This window comes from Paenibacillus wynnii, from assembly GCF_030812855.1.
Lineage (GTDB): Bacteria > Bacillota > Bacilli > Paenibacillales > Paenibacillaceae > Paenibacillus_AQ > Paenibacillus_AQ wynnii_A.
The window spans coordinates 224,270-242,292 of the sequence record NZ_JAUSTK010000002.1 but is presented as its reverse complement, the minus strand read 5'-3'; the positions used below and the strand labels follow the sequence as shown (position 1 = coordinate 242,292).

Genomic DNA, 18,023 nt, shown 5'->3' with positions numbered 1-18,023 from the left:
AGTAAAACTGAAGGACGTGTCTGCGGCCCAAGCTGGGGCGGCCGATTAGTGGAGGAAAACCGCAAGCAAGCCCGGCGTCACGCCTAACGTGAACAATGCCGTCAAGATCATCGCGATACTGGAGATGGTTCCGGTCAATGAACTCAGCTCAAAGGCTTTAGAGGTGCCCGTCCCATGCGCAGCGGTTCCAAGCGAAACACCGCGGGCAATTTCATTGTCAATGCGGAAGAGGCGCAGAACAGTCGGCCCCATCAGTGTGCCCAGGATTCCGGTCAGAATTACGAAGACGGCCGTAATATTCGGCACGCCGCCGATACTTTGCGAAATACTCATAGCTATCGGTGTAGTTACAGAGCGAGGTACCAGACTAGTTGTCAAATCACTGCTGAGATGCAGCCATTTGGCTAGGAACACCGAGGACACCACCGCAATTACCGAACCCGAGAGCACGCCTGCCGCAATTTCGGCGGCGTGCTTTTTGAGCACCTTGAAGTTTTTATGCAAAGGGATTGCAAAGGCCACAGTTGCCGGTTGCAGCAGCTGGGTTAGCCATTGGCCTCCCGCATTGTAAGAGTCGTATGAGATCCCCGTGATCAACAGGAAGCTAATAATAAGCAACGGAGTGATGATCAGTGGAGAGACATACATTTTGGAGCTTAGAACATATACCCGTTTCGAGATCAGGTAGATTCCGACAGTAAGAATGAGCAGTAATAGGCCGATTATCATGAGGACCTACGCTCCCTTGCTTTATAAATTGCACCTGTAAGCAGCCCGGAGCTGGACATCACAGCAAAGGTGCCTACAAGAACTAAGGCGAGCAGGCGCAGGCCGTCAGCTTCGAGCAGTGAAGTATATTTCATGACGCCGATTGCCGAAGGAATGAAGAAAAGCAATAGCTCGGCCAGCAACCAGGAGGCTCCGATATCAACCCAGTTAAGCTGTACTACTCCAAGCTCCAGTAGAATAAATAGCACTACCATGCCGAAAATACTTCCAGGTATAGGCAAATGCAACACTGACGTTATCGCATTTATCAGGAGAGAGAATGCGGTCAACCCCGTTACTTGCAATAATCCTTTGGCTATTTTCTTCATAAGGCTCCGCCCCTTTCATGATAATGAAAGTTTACATCAATTGTTTTCATAGGTAAAATGAATAGAAAGAATAAATGACATTCCTTTTGTCTATGGATGGAGAAGTGAGGTAGAGTCGGTGGATATTCGCCAATTAGAGTATTTTGTACAAGTAGCTAGGCTCAAGAGTTTTTCCAAAGCAGCAGAGTCCTTATTTATAACCCAGCCAACCATTAGTAAGATGATCCACAATCTGGAGGTGGAGCTCGGGGCGGATCTATTCTACCGCGAGGGGAAAAGCATCCGACTGACGGATGCCGGAGAAATTCTGTTAACGAAGGCGCAAAATACTGTAGAGTCTTTCCACAGTCTGTCCTCCGAGCTGGATAGTCTAAGGGATCTGAAGAAGGGTCATATCAGGATAGGGCTGCCGCCCATGGTAGGGGCAAGCTTTTTCCCGGCTGTAATCGGGCAGTTCCATAAAAAGTATCCGGAGGTTACGATCCGGCTGCACGAAGATGGAGCCAAAAAAGTAGAGAATGATGTCGAGACAGGATTGCTTGATGTAGGTGTAGTTGTACTTCCGGTGAATAGTGCCCGGTTTCATTACTTTTCCTTTAACGAAGAAAAGCTGCAGCTACTTGTACCTGTAAACCATAGGTTGGCTGGAACGGAATCGGTTTCAATAAGTGATCTGGCTGCGGAGGAGTTCGTTCTATTCCGGGAGGATTTCACATTACATGACCGGATTATTACTGAATGTGTAAAAGCGGGCTTCCAGCCGAAGGTAGTCTATGAAAGCTCACAGTGGGATCTAATCAGCCGTATGGTGGCTGCGGGTCTAGGAATTGCGCTTCTTCCGGAGACCATCTGCCGTGATATGGATCGTTCGCGGATTGCTATCATCCCCTTGACTGTCCCGGCTATTCCTTGGCAGGTGGGAATGATCTGGCGGAGGGACCGTTATCTTTCCTTTGCGGCCCGCGAATGGATCGATTTTGCCCGGGGACTTCTGGAGGAGTAATTTTTTTAACTATTTATTTTGAAACTTCGACATTTTTTTCTTTTTTTGCAAATTATGTTTTTTGGTATCATCCATTATGATAATAGCATAGAAGGTGATAGAGAGAAGGTGAACATAGTGCTCATCCAAAATTCTTACCCTGATGAATATCCCAATGATTTCAGAGAAGATGAGCTATTTATGACGATAGAAACTCTTAGATGCGAATTACTTGAGGTGGCGCAGCAGCGTAGTCTCAGCGACAGCACAGTATTGGCACTAAGTGAACGTCTGGATCGATATATATTAATGGCACAGAACAAGATGATGGAAGGTCTTCGCTCCCGGAAATCCGGTACCTCTCTTACGGTGTAGCTGTGAATATATCATTATAAAATAGATAAGATTAGAGAGGGGCTGAAGTGGCTTCCTCTTTTTGTTGTGCTTTCCTTCAAGTTGACCTATAATTATGTAAATATATTCAAGTCATCTATGACAGCGGAGGGGGTACGGGTGAAAGCTAATATGACAACTATACGATCAGAGATTGAGAAGCACCTGTCCCATTCTGGTCATAATCTCGCTTCGTTTGCAAAGCTTTCCGGACTTAACCGGGGCAGTCTTAGCGCTATTTTACACGGCAATCCCCCTAAGCCTATATCCTTGGGTCAGCTAGATTCACTCACCAAAGCCTTCGGTTTTCCAAAGGGTTGGTTTTATACTTTATACATAGAAGAGTGTTTTAGTGAGAACAAGGTGTCGCGTCGACGGGTGGAGCCTTTCCTTATACGTTGTGCTGAGATGGGCAAAACACAATGTATTGACGAAATTTTAAATAGAATCCTTGAATATCCCAAGCCACTTGAACTTATATTCAATGTGGCCGAGAAATTATTGAAACAAGGCCGGGTTAAGGAATCTGTGACCTTCTACACCATTGTAACGGAGAATGAGTCAGACAACTATTCCGATCGTTTGGCTATTAGCCAATATCGTATTTTTACGTCTCTTGGGAGTGTCGTTGACATAGAGGAACAACTGCGGGCAGTGATTACCTTTGAACCGTTTCGGGGCCGTCTTGTGGAGAATATGGCTCTGGATGGCCTGCTCAAATTGGCAAATGTTAGCTTCACCCTGCACAAATGGAAAGACGTAGAGAAGTATGCAGATGAACTAAGAGCGCTGGCCCATGGAATTTATCGTGAAGAATTGAGCAAACGTAGAAATGGCAAACGCACTGAACAGCTTGACCTATTAAAGCCGCTGGTCTTTTATTATGGACACGGCTATCTGCTCAAGGCGGTAGCCCTAACAAAACAGGGAAACTATGAAGATGCCAAGAAATATACAGCTGGTTATGCGGATCTAAGCTGGTTCGAGCTGCTTGATGATGAGCCGGACCGGGATGAAGTGGATAACTTCAGACGGTTCGCAGAGGCCAATACGTACACGTTAGAACTGTTGTCAGGCAATGTTGGCATATTACCCCGCTATATTGATTTTCTTAATGCGCATCCCAATGAAATTTTACCTGGACTGATCACGATTATGGACTCGGCTAACCGGTATGGCAATTCAGTGGAGGGTATATTGTCACGCTTCTCGCGGGAAATGCTAAGATTTGAACGTTTCGAGGATCCGATTAATGTGGATCGAAGGTTCAGACTGAACTACCAGTTGGCGATGTATTTTATAAATAAGGAGAAATATGAGAAGGGAATCGATTATGTTATACAATGTATAAAGATCAGTATGGCTATGAATAACGGAAAAGGGCTATTGCAATGTATAACACTACTAGAAATGAATAGAGATCAAGCTTCCGCTAAGCAGTTAAATGAATTTCATAACCTCATGAAGGAGGTGAGAATGAATGAAAAAAATGCTGTTGACGATGACCGCCGTTTTGGCATTGTTTAGCTTTATTGTATTGGGGTCGATCTCCACAGATATTGGCGGAGTGGTTACACCTATGGAGCATGGAGTAGGGCACGGGTGAGCTGTGAACATCATCAGTAAGATTTGGACAAGCTATCATACAAATCTACATAGTCTTACTGTGTTCTCCTGCCGATAGGCGGGAGTTTTTTTATTTATTGACAAAGCCCTGCAGCGAAAATATAATTAGGTAGCCTAATTAATATAGTATTTAATAATTTGTTAACCTAACTAATATAGAGGTGAGAGAGATTGGGATAAATGATGAAAATACAGTCGCTCATAAGCTGATGATGGCCCTCCGCACATTGCATAAAGCGCAATGGCAGCAATCCATGGAGGGAAACAAGCCGAGTGAGATGACTTTGATGTTAAGTATTGCAAGACATATGCATTTCAAGAAAGAGGGACCAAAGGTGTCAGAAGTCAGCCGTTATCTAGGTCTTACACCTCCTACAGTGACTCAACTGATAAATAGTCTAGAGGCCAAGAATATGGTGGTAAGGCAAGCTGATCCTGCGGACCGCAGGGTTGTTCGTGTTCTTTTGTCAGAGCAGGGAAAGGCTGTTACCCTCAGAGCGAAGGCCTATAGGGACACCTCATTAAAAAAACTGGTTGAATATCTGGGTGAAGAAGAGAGCAACCAGCTGGCGGATTTGCTGCTGAAGATGCATCAATTTGCTCAAGAGAATCCGCCGCCAGATTTAGATCGGTTACAAATGAACGGAGATGAGAAGCTTGATTAAATTATTCAAACAATTGAAGCCCTTTAAGCTCGCTATTACGGCGGTATTGATTCTTGTATTCTTACAGTCAATGGGCGACTTATACCTTCCCACATTAATGTCCGACATTGTCGACGAAGGGATTGTACAAGGAGACCGCAGCTTAATTTGGAGAATTGGTGGATTTATGCTGCTGGTGGCCGGCGGGGGAGCATTGTGCTCTGTGATTGCCAGCTATTTATCCGCTAAAGTCGCAGCGGGGTTTGGTAAAAACACCCGGTCGCGAATGTTCAATCATGTAGAGAATTTTACCCTGCATGAATTCGACAAGCTGGGCACAGCGTCCTTGATCACACGGACGACAAATGATATCACGCAGGTGCAAACGGTGCTTACCATGATGCTTCGTATGATGATAGGGGCTCCAATGATGATGATTGGCGGTATTATTATGGCGGTATCCGAGGATGCCAAGCTATCCCTGATCTTTGTGGTCGTAATACCTGTCCTGGTCGGTGCGATCTTCTTCATCGGTATGAAGGGCTTGCCGTTGTTCAAAGCCATTCAGATCAAGCTGGACAAATTAAATTTGGTGCTGCGCGAGCATTTGACCGGTATCCGTGTTATTCGTTCCTTCAATCGGATTGGACATGAGAATAAACGGTTTAGTGAAGCTAACCGTGACTTGACGGATACAGCTATTAAAGTAAATAAAATTATGGCTGGCCTTATGCCTCTTATGATGCTTGTAATGAATTTCTCTATGATTGCCATTCTTTATTTCGGTGGAATACGGATTGACGAGGGAAATCTTCGGGTGGGTTCCTTGATGGCTTTCATTCAATATGCTATGCAGATTATGTTCTCCCTAATTATGGTTTCTATGATGTTTGTACTTATTCCGCGTGCCTCTGCTTCTGCTATCCGTATCAATGAAGTGTTGGATATGCAGCCTGAAATTATAGATCCTACCCAAAGCGAGCTGCAAAATACCGCTACCGCTACCCATAAGGACGGTCGGGATGGTATGCACGGCTTTGTGGAATTTGACAACGTGTCCTTTTCCTATCCTGGTGCAGAGGAGCCTGCTCTTTCAGGAATCAGCTTCAGTGCTCGTCCGGGTGAAGTTACTGCGATTATTGGCGGTACGGGGTCCGGTAAATCCACTCTGCTTAGCTTAATTCCAAGGTTTTATGATGTGAATGAGGGTTCTGTACGTGTAGACGGAGTGGATGTACGCGATATGACGCAAGAAGAGTTGCGGAACAAGATAGGATATATCCCGCAGAAGGCTGTGTTGTTCACCGGCATGATTAGTGAGAATATCCGCTACGGGAAAGAGGATGCAACGGAAGAAGAAATTCTGCATGCCGCGAAAGTGGCTCAAGCTTTCGATTTCGTGTCTGCGATGAAGGAAGGCTTTGACTCGGAGATTGCTCAAGGCGGGAATAACGTCTCCGGCGGCCAGAAGCAACGCTTGTCTATAGCCCGCGCGCTCGTTAGAAAACCGGAAGTATATTTGTTCGATGACAGCTTCTCGGCGCTTGATTTCAAGACCGATGCCAAGTTGCGGGCCGCCCTTAAGGGTGAAACCACAGAAAGCACTGTGCTGATCGTGGCCCAACGGGTTAGTACAGTTATGGATGCAGACCGAATCATTGTTATTGATGACGGTGAAATCGTCGGAATGGGGAATCACCGAGAGCTCCTGAAGAATAATGAAGTGTACCGCGAGATCGTATCCTCGCAGTTGTCAGAGGAGGAAATAGCATGAGTGAAGTTAATAAAGAGTACAAACGTCCTGATGCCGAACCGCCCCGGCATAGAGGTCCAGGTGCCGGCCCTCCTGGAATGATGATGCCTGTTCAGAAAGCCAAGGATTTCAAAGGCACACTCCGCCGGTTGGTCCGCTATTTACGCCCGCGTCAGGTTCAGCTAGTGCTAGTTTTTATTATGGCTATTGCCAGTACAGTATTTAGTATCTTCAGCCCTAAAGTCATGGGTAAGGCGACTACCAAGCTATTTGAAGGTGCCTACGGTATGATGATGGGTGTTGAAGGAGCTTCCATTGACTTTGGATATATTAATAACATCTTGCTTATCTTAGTCGGCCTCTATTTGTTCAGTGCTCTTTTCAGCTACGTGCAGCAGTATATTATGGCCGGTGTAGCGCAGAAAGTTGTATTTGATATGCGTGAGGAAATCAATGGTAAGCTTGAACGGTTGCCGCTGAAATATTTTGATTCCCGTACACATGGTGAAATTCTCAGCCGTGCGACCAATGATGTTGATAATATCAGCACGACGCTGCAGCAGAGTTTAACCCAGCTGATCACAGCAATTGTCACCATTATCGGTGTCATTATCATGATGTTGACCATCAGTCCTTGGTTAACCTTGATTACTGTAATTACTTTACCGCTGAGTTTTGTCGTTATCATAGGTATCAGCAAGCGGTCGCAGTCCTACTTTATTGGTCAGCAGAAGTCCCTCGGACAGTTGAACGGCCACGTAGAGGAGATGTATACCGGACACCGCATTATCAAGGCATTCGGACGTGAGAAGCAATCGCTTAATGATTTCAATGATATAAATGAAAAGCTTTATGACTCCGGCTGGCGGGCTCAATTCATGTCCGGTATGATTATGCCGCTGATGATGTTTATCGGCAACTTGGGTTATGTGCTTGTCTGTGTGGTTGGGGGTATCTTTGTGACTAAGAAAGTGATTGAAGTCGGAGATATCCAGGCCTTCATTCAGTATTCGCGTCAGTTCACGATGCCTATTACACAAACGGCTAACATCGCTAACATTATTCAGTCCACCATCGCATCGGCAGAACGTGTATTCGAGTTGCTAGATGAAGAAGAGGAAGTTGCGGAAGTGTCTACTCTGCTGGCGAAGCCAAAAGAGGGTGCTGGAGAAGGCGCTGTTGAGTTCCGTCATGTGAAGTTTGGCTACAAAGAAGATGCGATTCTTATAGAAGATATGAATATTGATGTTCAGCCGGGGCAGACCATAGCCATTGTAGGCCCAACCGGTGCCGGCAAAACAACCCTGATTAACCTCCTGATGCGCTTTTATGAGATCAATGGCGGGGAAATTGTAATTGACGGAGTCAACATCACCGAAATGAAACGCAGTGAGCTGCGCAGTAAATTTGGGATGGTGCTGCAGGATACATGGCTCTTCAACGGCACAATCCGTGATAATATTGCTTACGGACGTGAAGGGTCAACGGAAGCTGACGTGGTTCGTGCCGCTAAGGCAGCCCATGCGGATCACTTCATCCGGACATTGCCGCTAGGTTATGACACCGTGCTAAATGAAGAGGCCTCCAATATTTCACAAGGTCAAAAGCAATTAATTACGATTGCCCGGGCAATTCTGGCTGACCCGTCTATACTAATTCTTGATGAAGCAACCAGCAGTGTGGACACACGGACCGAGGTGCAGATTCAAAAGGCGATGAATAGCCTGATGAAGGGCAGAACCAGCTTCGTTATCGCTCACCGTCTCTCCACTATACGTGATGCAGACATGATCTTGGTCATGAATCAAGGCAGCGTAATAGAGAAAGGTACCCACGAAGATTTGCTTGAACAAGGTGGATTCTATGCCGATCTTTACAACAGTCAGTTCTCGGAGGAAGACTTTTCTGAGGTAGGATAATCTTTAATGTAATCTCCTATTGCTTTAATATCACTTAAATCCCCCCTCTTTTCAACGGTGCTAAGCCTAGTTGAAGAGAGGGGGTTTTTCTGGATCAGGCAGGTTTTTAGGAGAAAATAAAAAAGATTTGATAAAAAATTAACGGGTATATATGATAAGAGTATAAAAATGACCCGTGGCTCATTTCAAGGGCCTAAGGTGCAGAGAGCGGTGATAGGGATGTCAGGATACGGAAAATGGGTAGCAGGTAACAAAACGAAATGGATCACGCTTCTTATATGGATTGCAGTAGTAGGTACCCTTACCATGTTATGGCCGGCTGTGAATTCGCAGGAAGAGAATAATGTGCAGAACCTTCCGAAGGACTCACAATCCGTACAGGCAGCGATTGTCGCAGAGAGGGAATTTCCGAGCGGCAGCGGCGTACCTGCACTACTCGTATGGCATCGTGAAGGTGGAATATCCCAGGAAGATCTATTACATATTCAAGCCTTATACAGCAACCTGGAAAAGTCTCCGCTGCCTCATCAGAATTTCGTGCCACCTCTTGGACAGCTCCCGCCGCAGGCTCTGCAGGCTTCTTTATCTGAAGATCGCAGTACATTGGTGACACCGGTGCTGTTCGATAAAACTGCAGATAGCGATCAGCTTGGCGAAGCGGTGACCCAATTAAAGGCTCTGATTGTAAAGGAGACAGGCAGTGACCCTTCGGCTGCAAAGCTTGATGGAAGTGATCTCAGCCTTCGTGTTACCGGACCGGTTGGTATATCTATTGATGCTACGGGACTCTTCAAGAATGCGGACGTATCCCTGTTAATAGCTACAGTAGTCCTTGTGTTAGTGTTTCTATTGCTTATCTACCGTTCCCCGGTTTTGGCTCTGATTCCGCTTATTGCGGTTGGTTTTGCTTATGGTGCAACGAGTCCGGTGCTTGGCAAAATGGCTGAGGCCGGTTGGATCACAGTCGATTCTCAGGCCATATCGATTATGACCGTTCTGCTGTTCGGTGCCGGTACAGATTATTGTTTGTTCCTGATCTCCCGGTTCCGTCAGTTGCTGAAGGTGGAGGAAAGTAAGAGCCAAGCTCTGCTTCGTGCCATCACAGATTCCTCCGGGGCTATTGCAATGAGTGGTTTCACAGTAGTGTTGGCTCTGCTTGCGCTATTGCTGGCCCAATTTGGAGCGTATCATCGTTTTGCGATTCCGTTCAGCGTCTCCATCTTTATTATGGGTATCGCCAGCCTAACACTGGTTCCGGCGCTACTTGCAATCTTTGGTCGGACCTCTTTCTTCCCGTTCATCCCACGGACACCGCAAATGGAGATGGATCGGGCCATGGCTAAAGGCAAGCCTATTCCACAACGGAAGGTTTCCCGTAAAAAGGGAATTGGTGGATTCGTAGTCTCCCGTCCTTGGGCTATCGTTGGTGTAACTGTGGTGATGCTGGGAACATTGGCCTCCTTCTCCAGCGGGATTAAATTCACGTATGATATTCTCTCCTCTTTTCCAAAGGACATGGAGTCCCGTGAAGGCTTCGATATCATTGGCAAACAGTTCTCCCCGGGGGAGCTAGCCCCGGCCAAGCTGATGGTTGATACGCAGGGCATAGCGGACGGTGAGGATCTTAAGGTCATTCTGGGCGGGATTTCTTACGTAGATACCGTCTCAGATCCGCAGCAGGGTGCAGTGAATAAGAATATATTAGGCTATGATATTGAATTTAAAAGCAACCCGTATTCGCTGGAGGCCATGAGCCACGTTCCGGCACTGCAGGCGACGGTTGAGCAGGCGTTAATCGATGCAGGGATTGAAGAGCCGAAAGGCAATGTATGGGTTGGTGGGCAGACCGCTACTCAGCATGATACGAAAGAGGTTGGAGAGCGGGATACGGATCTCATCATCCCTGTAGTTATTGGATTAATAACCTTGCTGCTGCTCCTGTATTTACGCTCTGTTGTGGCTACCATTTATTTGGTGGCAACGGTAATTCTATCCTTCTTCTCGGCACTCGGCTTAGGTTGGCTTATTATCCATTACGGGCTGGGTGCGGAGGCGATCCAAGGCTCTATTCCCCTATATTCCTTCGTATTTCTGGTCGCGCTCGGCGAGGACTACAATATTTTTATGATCTCGAATATATGGAAGAAACGCAAGGAGATGCCGCTGAAGCAAGCGATCTCTGAAGGTGTAAATGAAACGGGATCGGTGATTACCTCCGCAGGCCTTATCCTAGCCGGTACCTTCGCAGTACTAGCGTCACTGCCTATTCAAGTGCTTGTACAATTCGGTATTATTACAGCGCTGGGTATCCTGCTTGATACGTTTGTGGTTCGTCCGTTCCTCGTACCGGCCATCACAGTGCTCTTCGGCCGACTGGCCTTTTGGCCTGGCAAGCATCAAGAGGTGGATAAGCCGCTGCCTTCTAGTGTGGAGTAGGAACGCGAGCCTACAGGGCTGGATTTGAAGAGATCAAGAAAGAAACGAAAACAGGGATATCCCGGAAGCCTATAAGGCTGTGGGACATCCCTGTTTTTTTGGATTTATTGACAATAAGGGATCTGTAGTCCGCATAGAGTTCTTAACCCGATCTACCTTAATATAGATTTACTTTATCTGCTGCTGTTTGGTTCAAGCTTAATTGTTAGTTTCCTGTATATAAGCTGTATCCTGCTAATTTCCTGGAGTCCGGCTGATCAGCAGTTCGTACTTGTCAAGAGATGCTCCCAGGATGGCATCATTCCCGCCGGCTCCCCGATGGGATTGGCGGAAGGAGTCGCTGGAGGTCCAGCCTTTGAAGGCTTCCTCGCTCTCCCAGAAGGTGCAGATTTTCAATTCCTCTACGCCTTCCTTGGCGCTCCCGTGCCAGACCTCCATCCGGACAAAGCCGGGCATAATCTGTACGCCATTCGCTACACCAAAGCGCTGGGCAATGGCTTCCGCATGGCCTTCCTTAACCTTTATGGTGTTCGTGACTACCAGCATGCCAAGACCTCCCCATCATTAATAAATATCTTTAATACCGTTCTATTCTTTTTAACCTACTGCGGGTTAGTAGTCCAAATTCCTGCGGTTTTCAGGAATACGCGATCGGGTAGTTTCAATGCCGCCAACGCCAGTTCAGCTACATCCTCGGGCTGCATCATCCGGTCTTCATCACCGATCTTAAGGCCTGCACTCTCAGCCAGTCCGGTATTGACAGTGCTGGGTGTCAAGGCTACAACACGAATATTATGCTTCCGCACTTCCTGTGCCAGTGCCTCAGTCATCCCCATCAGAGCAAACTTGGAAGCACAGTAGGCGGAGCCTGTTGCGAAACCGCGTTCTCCGGCTGTGGAGGAGATGTTGATAATATTGCCGCCATTCTTTTCAATCATAGCAGGCAATGCAGCACGGGTGACATAATAGGTACCGAACAGATTGATATCGATATGCTGCTCCCAATCTGCAGGATCCATCTCTAAAAAAGTACCAAACTTGGCGATCCCGGCATTGTTAATCAGTGCGTCAAATGTTCCGAGTTCACTTTGAAGTGCTACTACCGCCCGTTCGGCATCTCCGCGAACAGACACATCAGCAACAGCAACGCTAACCTTTACATCGTATACTTCGGTCAATGCTGACTTCAATGCTTCCAGATCTGCTGAAGTTCTGGATATCAGGCCGAGATTTGCCCCTTCCTTAGCCAACGCTAGAGCCAGAGCTTTCCCGATTCCCTTACCTGCACCCGTAATTACAATGCTCTTCCCTCTTAAATCCATAACTTGTCGTCACTCTCCCTTGGATTATTCTGAAGCAAGAATTTCACAGATTCTATTATACCTGAGTGGCTGAAGACAATCACGTTCACCCAAGTTGATCGCAAGGATCAGCCACTTATTAGATATGATTATGAACGCTAAGCTTATTCCTCCGGGTTAAGCGTCGTCAGCGGTGTTATAGCCGGGCCTTCGAATACTTTGCCGTCATAAGAGAAACGTGAGCCGTGGCAGGGACAATCCCAAGAACGCTCCCCGTCATTCCATTCTACCTCGCAGCCCATATGGGTACAGGTGGTGTCGACCAAATGCAGCTTGCCTTCGGAATCTCGATAAGCCCCTGCTCGTTTGCCATCATGACGCACGATTGCACCTTCATCCGGCTTAAGCTCATCGGGCTTTCTATGCACAAATTCCACTTTGCCCCCGACTAAATCTTTGGCGACAACAGCATTTATCGTAATAAAGTTTTTTATGCTTGGATTCGCCTTAAATCGTGTAGGATCGTACAGGTCTGTATAAGGGTTGTCCTTACGCTGGATTTGGTCTGATATCATTAGCGCAGCAACTGTACTGGTGGTCATTCCCCATTTTTTATAACCTGTGGCAATATAAATTTCCTCATCCTCCGAGGTCCTGCCAATGTAGGGCACCCTGTCCAGCGTAATTAAATCCTGAGCGGACCAGCGATAAGGAATAGACTTGATACCGAGTAAATGTCCTGCAAAAGCCTCCAGATTCTCATAGTGGCCGAAGGTACAGATTCCTTTCCCTGTCTTGTGGCTTTCGCCTCCGATGAGCACCAGGTTTTTCCCTTCCCATTCAACGGCCCGCAGAGATCGGATGGGTTGACTCGCACTTAAATACATTCCCCCCACAAATTCCGATTCCGGTTCAATCGCGAGAATATAGGATCTTTCGGGATACAGACGGGAAAAGTACAGGGCTCCTCCGTCATAAAAGGGGAAATGGGAAGCGGAGACAGCATGCCGGCAGGTGATTTGATGCTGATCCTTTTCGGTATAAAGAGTAAGGTTACCGTTCTTATCTACATTTTCAGCAATTACCGTATGCTCATAAATCACTCCGCCATTGTCCAGAAAAGCCTGAATTAACCCCCGGAAATAATGCAGAGGGTGAAAACGGGCTTGCCCGGGCAGCTTAATGGCACCTCCCACGATTAGGGGCAAAGGGATATGGTCCAGCCATTCCCCGGGAATGCCAAGCTTCTCATAGGCTTTAAATTCTTTCTCCAACTGTTTCAGTGTCTTATCATCATTGGCATCAGAGTAAAGATAGGCTGCTTCGCGCTGCATTCCGCAGGATATGCCGAGCTCTTCAGCTGTTAAGATAATCCACTCCATGGCTTGCGTATTAGATTCATAGTACAGCCGCGCGTTGTCTTCCCCGAAATGCTTGATTAGATCATTATAGAACATGCCGTGTTGTGCGGTGATTTTGGCAGTCGTAAAACCGGTAGTGCCGTTCAGCAATACCCCCGCTTCCAGCAAAGTGACTTTATAACCGGCTTTGGAGAGCAGATAGGCGGTTGTGATTCCGGTCATCCCGCCGCCGACAACTGCGACATCCGTATCATGATTGCCTTCAAGCTTTGGAAAAGAAGGTAAATCCGTAGTATCACGCCACATTGATTCCGGATACCTCGGCAGGTTTTGCGAAAGATTGTTTTCTGGATTCATCCCGTTGTCCCTCCATTTGTATATCACTCCTTTCATTTATTACCACTGATCCTCTAAAAGAAACTCATACCAGCTGCTTAGAGTGTCAGGATATAAGATTAAGGTTGCAAAGGAGTTACTTAATACAAGTTCAGTTAACGGGTTTTGGATTATTTGGGGGAATATTTAGGAGATAGATTTGGAAAGGATAGACCCTGCGTGGTGATCAGGTAGCTGGTTTCATGGAATATGCTGCGGCAGAGTAATTCGAATTAATGGATACTTTGTTCCGTCCGGTATTTTTGGCATCGTAGAGTGCTTGATCTGCCCAGTGGGTTAAAAGTTTTCCGTCAGCTTCAGCTACAGTCTCAGGATAACAAGCCACACCAATGGAGACGGTAATCGGGATCTTTTGGCCTGAAGGAAGAAGGAAGGGTTCCATCTCTACAGCTCTTCTTAGTTTTTCTCCGGATGTTTCCGCTTGAGAGAGCGAGCAATGCGGCATCAGCACCGTAAACTCTTCGCCGCCATTACGGGATACCATATCATGGGAATGGGAATGACTCTTGAGCCGCCAGGCCAGCTGCTTCAGTACCTCATCTCCGGCAGGATGTCCATAGGTATCGTTGATGATTTTAAAATGATCGATATCAATCGCAAGCAGGGACAAACATTCCTGATGCCGTTCAGACCAAATGATTTCATTGTCCATATGACGGTGGAATTGTTGAAGATTATGAAGTCCGGTTAGATAGTCGGTAGTAGCTCGAACCTCCAGCAGGGCGAAGAGTTCGTTGGAATGCTGGATAGACTCCGCAATATAATAGATGACTAACCCTGCTCCTAGTGAAATCAACAGCTGAGTGGGGTAGAAATCCATAAGAGCCCGCAGGCTGCCCAAATTAAGGAGTAGAATTATAAAGGTGAGAGTCATGCAAGCGATATTACCGACCGTCATCTTCTTCAGGCGTGACCATGGGAACGTCGAAATAAAGCTGCAGCAAAGTCCGCCAAGCAGCAAAGTTACAGCTGTTGAAACTGTGTTAATTGAAACACCATTAAAAAGAATTCTGCTCACAGCAAGTACTGCAGCGCAGACTAAGGACGGAAACCAGCCGACATATGCGGACACGATTACTAATGTCAGGTGGCGTAAGTTAACATAAATATCAGGGACTACTTGGAACGAGTAGTTCATTAGAATAATGCCGAATACTCCAAACAGCAGGCCTGCATTGATACCGGTAAGTAAAGATGGTGGTCGATCTGTTAGGGAAAGCTTTTTGGAGATCATCCCTGATAGGAAAACAAAAGTTGCGAGGATACAAAAGTTGGCGAAAAGGTTGGTTACCATTGTTATTATCATTTAAAATCAAAAACCCCTTGAAAAAAATTGACTTAGCCTTATAAAAAAAAGGGCTGTATTCATTCTATCCGGGATTTTAATAAAAGTATTGAGAAAAAAATCACATGCGATTTCATTGACCTCTCTACAACAAAGACTTATACTTGATCTAAAAATAACCCACAAGGATGATAGCTATGAAAACCCTGAATTTGACCTCTCAGCGTAGAGCCGTTTATGATATCGTCTGCCAATCCCATGACCATCCCACAGCCGCAGAGGTAATGAACCGTCTGGTAGAGCAAGGCCATAGTTTAGCTTACGGTACAGTTTACAACTCACTGCGGTATCTTTCGGATAAACAGATGATTCGGGAGCTTAAACTGGGTGAAGCCGCCAGTCGATATGATGCCCGTATGGATGATCACCAGCATATCATGTGCGAAAGCTGCGGGAAGGTTGATGAGGTGTTAACTCATGTCCCGGAGGACTGGATGAGTACTGTTGCCAAGGAAACCGGCTATTCAATCTCACATGCCCATGTAGTATTTGGGGGTATCTGCCAAACTTGCAAGAAATAAGAATGAAAAAATCGAATTTGTATATATAAGAAAAGATCGTTTACATAAAACGGTCTTTTTTGTGTGAAATCACAAGAATTTTAGCAAACTATGAGAATAATGAAGAAATATAGTAGAAATATGTATTTCCAAAACCGATATATAATTATATATTTAGGTATATTGCTTTCCTTGTACTTAAATTAATGATTGAAAAGAAAGAGAGAGTGATCCCCACTCATGAACAAAAAAGTGCGTATGTCCATCCGTACGAAATTAATTCTTACATATCTGCTTGTATTGCTTGTACCCAGCTTCATCATTGGCACCCAGACGTATCAATCGGCCAGCAATGAGATGGAAGAGCAGTTGCTGAACAGTGCTACAGAAAGTGTGGTAGCCGTTAACGAAATCATAGACTCCAACGTTTCTTCCAAAATAAATGATATTAACTATTTTGCTGCGCAGCTGTCTTCCGATGCTGTTAACAGTGAGGTTAATGGGGAGACTTCGGCGGATGTATTGACGAGATTGAGGGAATATGCGGCGCTGCATCCCGATGTGCTGGATATCTATGTGGGGACCGGAAGAGGGAAGTCCATTCATGCTTCGGATCAAAAGCTGCCGGACGGGTATGACCCTCGAAAGGATAATTCCTATGTAAATGCACTTAAGCATGGGGAAGGGATTGTTATATCACCAGCTTTTACAACCATCAATAATGAGACAGCTATTGCCATATCAGCAGTGTTGAGAGGCGGAAACGGAGTCATCGCTCTGAATCTCAACTTGAAAGAGCTGGCAAGTTTGACCAACCTTAAGGTAGGTAAGGATGGTTACATATTTATCGTTGACAGCAGTAAAAAATTCTTGGTTCATCCTACCGAAGCTATCGGCAAGGAAACGACTTTGGATTTCGTGAAGAAAATGTTCGAGAACGAATTGGGATCCTTTGATTATTCCTTCAATGATACTAATAAGAAAATGACGTATGTGACGAATGAGCTTACCGGTTGGAGAATTGCTGGTACGATCAGCAAGGATGAAATCACAGCTGCAACAAAGGATATTCGTATAAGAGCAATCGTTGTTATCGCCATCTCTGTTTTACTGGCTTTGGTGCTTATTTATTTCAACGTCCGTTCCATTCTTGCACCGCTACTCCGTCTACGGAAAGCGACAGAAGTGATAAGCCAAGGAGATCTATCCGTAGACATTGGTTCCTTCCGGCGTGATGAGATTGGGATGCTGGCGGAGAACTTCGGAATTATGGTGATGAATCTGCGCGAGATGATTACAAGTGTGCAGGAAATGACAGACAATGTATCCTCCTCGGCAGAGGAGCTGATGGCTGGCGCTGAGCAAACCACCAAGGCGATCGAGCATGTTACCATTGCAATACAAGAAGTGGCTGTAGGCAGTGAGCAGCAGGTTAAAAGTGTTCAAAAAGGTATGGAGAGTACCGCGGCAACAACCAATGAAGTTGCCAATATATCTGAATATATGATGCAGGTATCGGACATGATGGGCAAAACTTCTCACTCTGCAGCGGAAGGTAATGATTCAGTTATCAGTGTTGTAGATAAAATTAATAGTATTCAAATGACGGTGGAGGAGCTTGGCGGTGTAATCGATAAGCTTAATGACCGAACCGGGCAAATTATCGGGATTGTCGGCGTAATCACCGGTATCGCACGGCAGACGAATCTACTGGCGCTTAACGCTTCTATTGAAGCAGCCAGAGCTGGTGAGCAGGGACGCGGCTTCGCTGTTGTGGCTTCGGAAGTTCGCAAGCTGGCGGAGGAATCCGAGAAATCTGCACGCCTGATCTCCGATCAGATCAGTTCGATTTACGGTGAGATGAAATTAGCTGCAGAAACGATGGAGCAAGCCAAAGAACGGGTAACTGAAGGCATCATGGCTGTAGATACTACCGGGCGTTCTTTCTCCCGGATCCGCAGAGCAGTTAAGGGAGCCGCGGAGAAGATTGAGGCAATGAACGAAGCGGTAAGTAAGCTTTCTATAGAAGCGGGCAGTATGGAGCAGGCGATTGGAGATATCAAGGGTATTTCTGAGGAATCTGCAGGCAATACAGAAACAATCTCAGCTGCTGCTCAGGAGCAGTTGGCCTCCGTAGAGGAAATTGCTTCATCGTCCGCAGATCTCAGCCATCTGGCAGAGGAACTACAAAAGCTTGTCGGGCGCTTCAAATTACAATAGTAATATATACTTTCCCTTTGCCTTCCTTTGCAAGTATACTGATAAGCAAC

The 18,023-nt window shown here is 46.2% G+C and carries 16 protein-coding genes; 10 read left to right on the top strand and 6 right to left on the bottom strand.

Annotated features, from left to right (window positions below; genetic code table 11):
* Positions 1-45: 45 nt before the first annotated feature.
* Complete coding sequence (locus J2T20_RS03035; protein WP_307585439.1) at positions 46-729, bottom strand: CidB/LrgB family autolysis modulator; 684 nt, start codon at positions 727-729, stop codon at positions 46-48.
* Positions 726-1,097 carry a CidA/LrgA family holin-like protein gene (locus J2T20_RS03030; protein ID WP_307585437.1) on the bottom strand — a complete coding sequence of 124 codons (372 nt, stop codon included), beginning with the start codon at positions 1,095-1,097 and terminating at the stop codon, positions 726-728. The genes J2T20_RS03035 and J2T20_RS03030 overlap by 4 nt, the downstream gene beginning before the upstream one ends.
* Positions 1,098-1,215: 118 nt before the next feature.
* Between J2T20_RS03030 and cidR the strand changes: the two genes are divergently transcribed.
* The 8 genes from cidR (at position 1,216) to J2T20_RS02990 (ending at position 10,850) form a co-directional block, all read left to right on the top strand.
* Positions 1,216-2,100 carry a cidABC operon transcriptional activator CidR gene (cidR, locus tag J2T20_RS03025; protein ID WP_307585435.1) on the top strand — a complete coding sequence of 295 codons (885 nt, stop codon included), beginning with the start codon at positions 1,216-1,218 and terminating at the stop codon, positions 2,098-2,100.
* A 117-nt stretch (positions 2,101-2,217) separates the two neighbouring features.
* Positions 2,218-2,454: an aspartyl-phosphate phosphatase Spo0E family protein gene (locus J2T20_RS03020; RefSeq protein ID WP_307585433.1), complete on the top strand. Its 237-nt coding sequence runs from the start codon at positions 2,218-2,220 to the stop codon at positions 2,452-2,454.
* A 138-nt stretch (positions 2,455-2,592) separates the two neighbouring features.
* On the top strand, positions 2,593-3,999 hold the full coding sequence (locus J2T20_RS03015) for a DNA-binding protein (protein WP_307585431.1): 1,407 nt from the start codon (positions 2,593-2,595) through the stop codon (positions 3,997-3,999).
* Positions 3,953-4,078 (top strand): hypothetical protein, encoded by a 126-nt coding sequence (locus J2T20_RS03010; protein WP_307585429.1) that lies wholly within the window; start codon positions 3,953-3,955, stop codon positions 4,076-4,078. The genes J2T20_RS03015 and J2T20_RS03010 overlap by 47 nt, the downstream gene beginning before the upstream one ends.
* 355 nt (positions 4,079-4,433) lie before the next feature.
* Positions 4,434-4,763, top strand: a complete 330-nt coding sequence (locus J2T20_RS03005; RefSeq protein WP_373457745.1) for a MarR family winged helix-turn-helix transcriptional regulator — start codon at positions 4,434-4,436, stop codon at positions 4,761-4,763.
* Positions 4,756-6,516: an ABC transporter ATP-binding protein gene (locus J2T20_RS03000; RefSeq protein WP_307585427.1), complete on the top strand. Its 1,761-nt coding sequence runs from the start codon at positions 4,756-4,758 to the stop codon at positions 6,514-6,516. Before J2T20_RS03005 ends, J2T20_RS03000 begins: the two co-directional genes overlap by 8 nt.
* Entirely contained in the window at positions 6,513-8,414 is a 1,902-nt protein-coding gene (locus J2T20_RS02995; protein ID WP_307585424.1) for an ABC transporter ATP-binding protein, read from the top strand. The genes J2T20_RS03000 and J2T20_RS02995 overlap by 4 nt, the downstream gene beginning before the upstream one ends.
* 168 nt (positions 8,415-8,582) lie before the next feature.
* Entirely contained in the window at positions 8,583-10,850 is a 2,268-nt protein-coding gene (locus J2T20_RS02990; protein ID WP_307585423.1) for an MMPL family transporter, read from the top strand.
* Between the two features lie 234 nt (positions 10,851-11,084).
* On the opposite strand, the gene J2T20_RS02985 is transcribed toward J2T20_RS02990, so the two are convergent.
* The 4 genes from J2T20_RS02985 to J2T20_RS02970 all read right to left on the bottom strand — a co-directional run bounded on the left by J2T20_RS02985 (position 11,085) and on the right by J2T20_RS02970 (position 15,214).
* Complete coding sequence (locus tag J2T20_RS02985) at positions 11,085-11,396, bottom strand: antibiotic biosynthesis monooxygenase (RefSeq protein ID WP_307585421.1); 312 nt, start codon at positions 11,394-11,396, stop codon at positions 11,085-11,087.
* 56 nt (positions 11,397-11,452) lie between these two features.
* Entirely contained in the window at positions 11,453-12,172 is a 720-nt protein-coding gene (locus J2T20_RS02980; RefSeq protein WP_307585419.1) for a 3-ketoacyl-ACP reductase, read from the bottom strand.
* Between the two features lie 143 nt (positions 12,173-12,315).
* Entirely contained in the window at positions 12,316-13,869 is a 1,554-nt protein-coding gene (locus J2T20_RS02975; RefSeq protein ID WP_307585417.1) for an FAD-dependent oxidoreductase, read from the bottom strand.
* A gap of 205 nt (positions 13,870-14,074) precedes the next feature.
* Positions 14,075-15,214, bottom strand: a complete 1,140-nt coding sequence (locus J2T20_RS02970) for a diguanylate cyclase (RefSeq protein WP_307585415.1) — start codon at positions 15,212-15,214, stop codon at positions 14,075-14,077.
* Positions 15,215-15,390: 176 nt separating this feature from the next.
* Between J2T20_RS02970 and J2T20_RS02965 the strand changes: the two genes are divergently transcribed.
* A complete protein-coding gene (locus tag J2T20_RS02965) occupies positions 15,391-15,774 on the top strand; it encodes a Fur family transcriptional regulator (protein WP_307585413.1) in 384 nt (127 codons plus the stop codon).
* 219 nt (positions 15,775-15,993) lie between these two features.
* Positions 15,994-17,973, top strand: a complete 1,980-nt coding sequence (locus J2T20_RS02960; protein ID WP_307585411.1) for a methyl-accepting chemotaxis protein — start codon at positions 15,994-15,996, stop codon at positions 17,971-17,973.
* Positions 17,974-18,023 lie beyond the last annotated feature (50 nt).

What these genes read in the sequence shown, in the direction of transcription:
- J2T20_RS03030 (WP_307585437.1), bottom strand. Translation starts at nt 1,097, where the DNA reads ATGAAGAAAATAGCCAAAGGATTATTGCAAGTAACGGGGTTGACCGCA.
- J2T20_RS03035 (WP_307585439.1), bottom strand. Translation starts at nt 729, where the DNA reads ATGATAATCGGCCTATTACTGCTCATTCTTACTGTCGGAATCTACCTG.
- J2T20_RS02960 (WP_307585411.1), top strand. Translation starts at nt 15,994, where the DNA reads ATGAACAAAAAAGTGCGTATGTCCATCCGTACGAAATTAATTCTTACA.
- J2T20_RS02985 (WP_307585421.1), bottom strand. Translation starts at nt 11,396, where the DNA reads ATGCTGGTAGTCACGAACACCATAAAGGTTAAGGAAGGCCATGCGGAA.
- J2T20_RS02975 (WP_307585417.1), bottom strand. Translation starts at nt 13,869, where the DNA reads ATGAATCCAGAAAACAATCTTTCGCAAAACCTGCCGAGGTATCCGGAA.
- J2T20_RS02995 (WP_307585424.1), top strand. Translation starts at nt 6,513, where the DNA reads ATGAGTGAAGTTAATAAAGAGTACAAACGTCCTGATGCCGAACCGCCC.
- J2T20_RS02990 (WP_307585423.1), top strand. Translation starts at nt 8,583, where the DNA reads ATGACCCGTGGCTCATTTCAAGGGCCTAAGGTGCAGAGAGCGGTGATA.
- J2T20_RS02965 (WP_307585413.1), top strand. Translation starts at nt 15,391, where the DNA reads ATGAAAACCCTGAATTTGACCTCTCAGCGTAGAGCCGTTTATGATATC.
- J2T20_RS03010 (WP_307585429.1), top strand. Translation starts at nt 3,953, where the DNA reads ATGAAAAAAATGCTGTTGACGATGACCGCCGTTTTGGCATTGTTTAGC.
- J2T20_RS02980 (WP_307585419.1), bottom strand. Translation starts at nt 12,172, where the DNA reads ATGGATTTAAGAGGGAAGAGCATTGTAATTACGGGTGCAGGTAAGGGA.
- J2T20_RS02970 (WP_307585415.1), bottom strand. Translation starts at nt 15,214, where the DNA reads ATGATAATAACAATGGTAACCAACCTTTTCGCCAACTTTTGTATCCTC.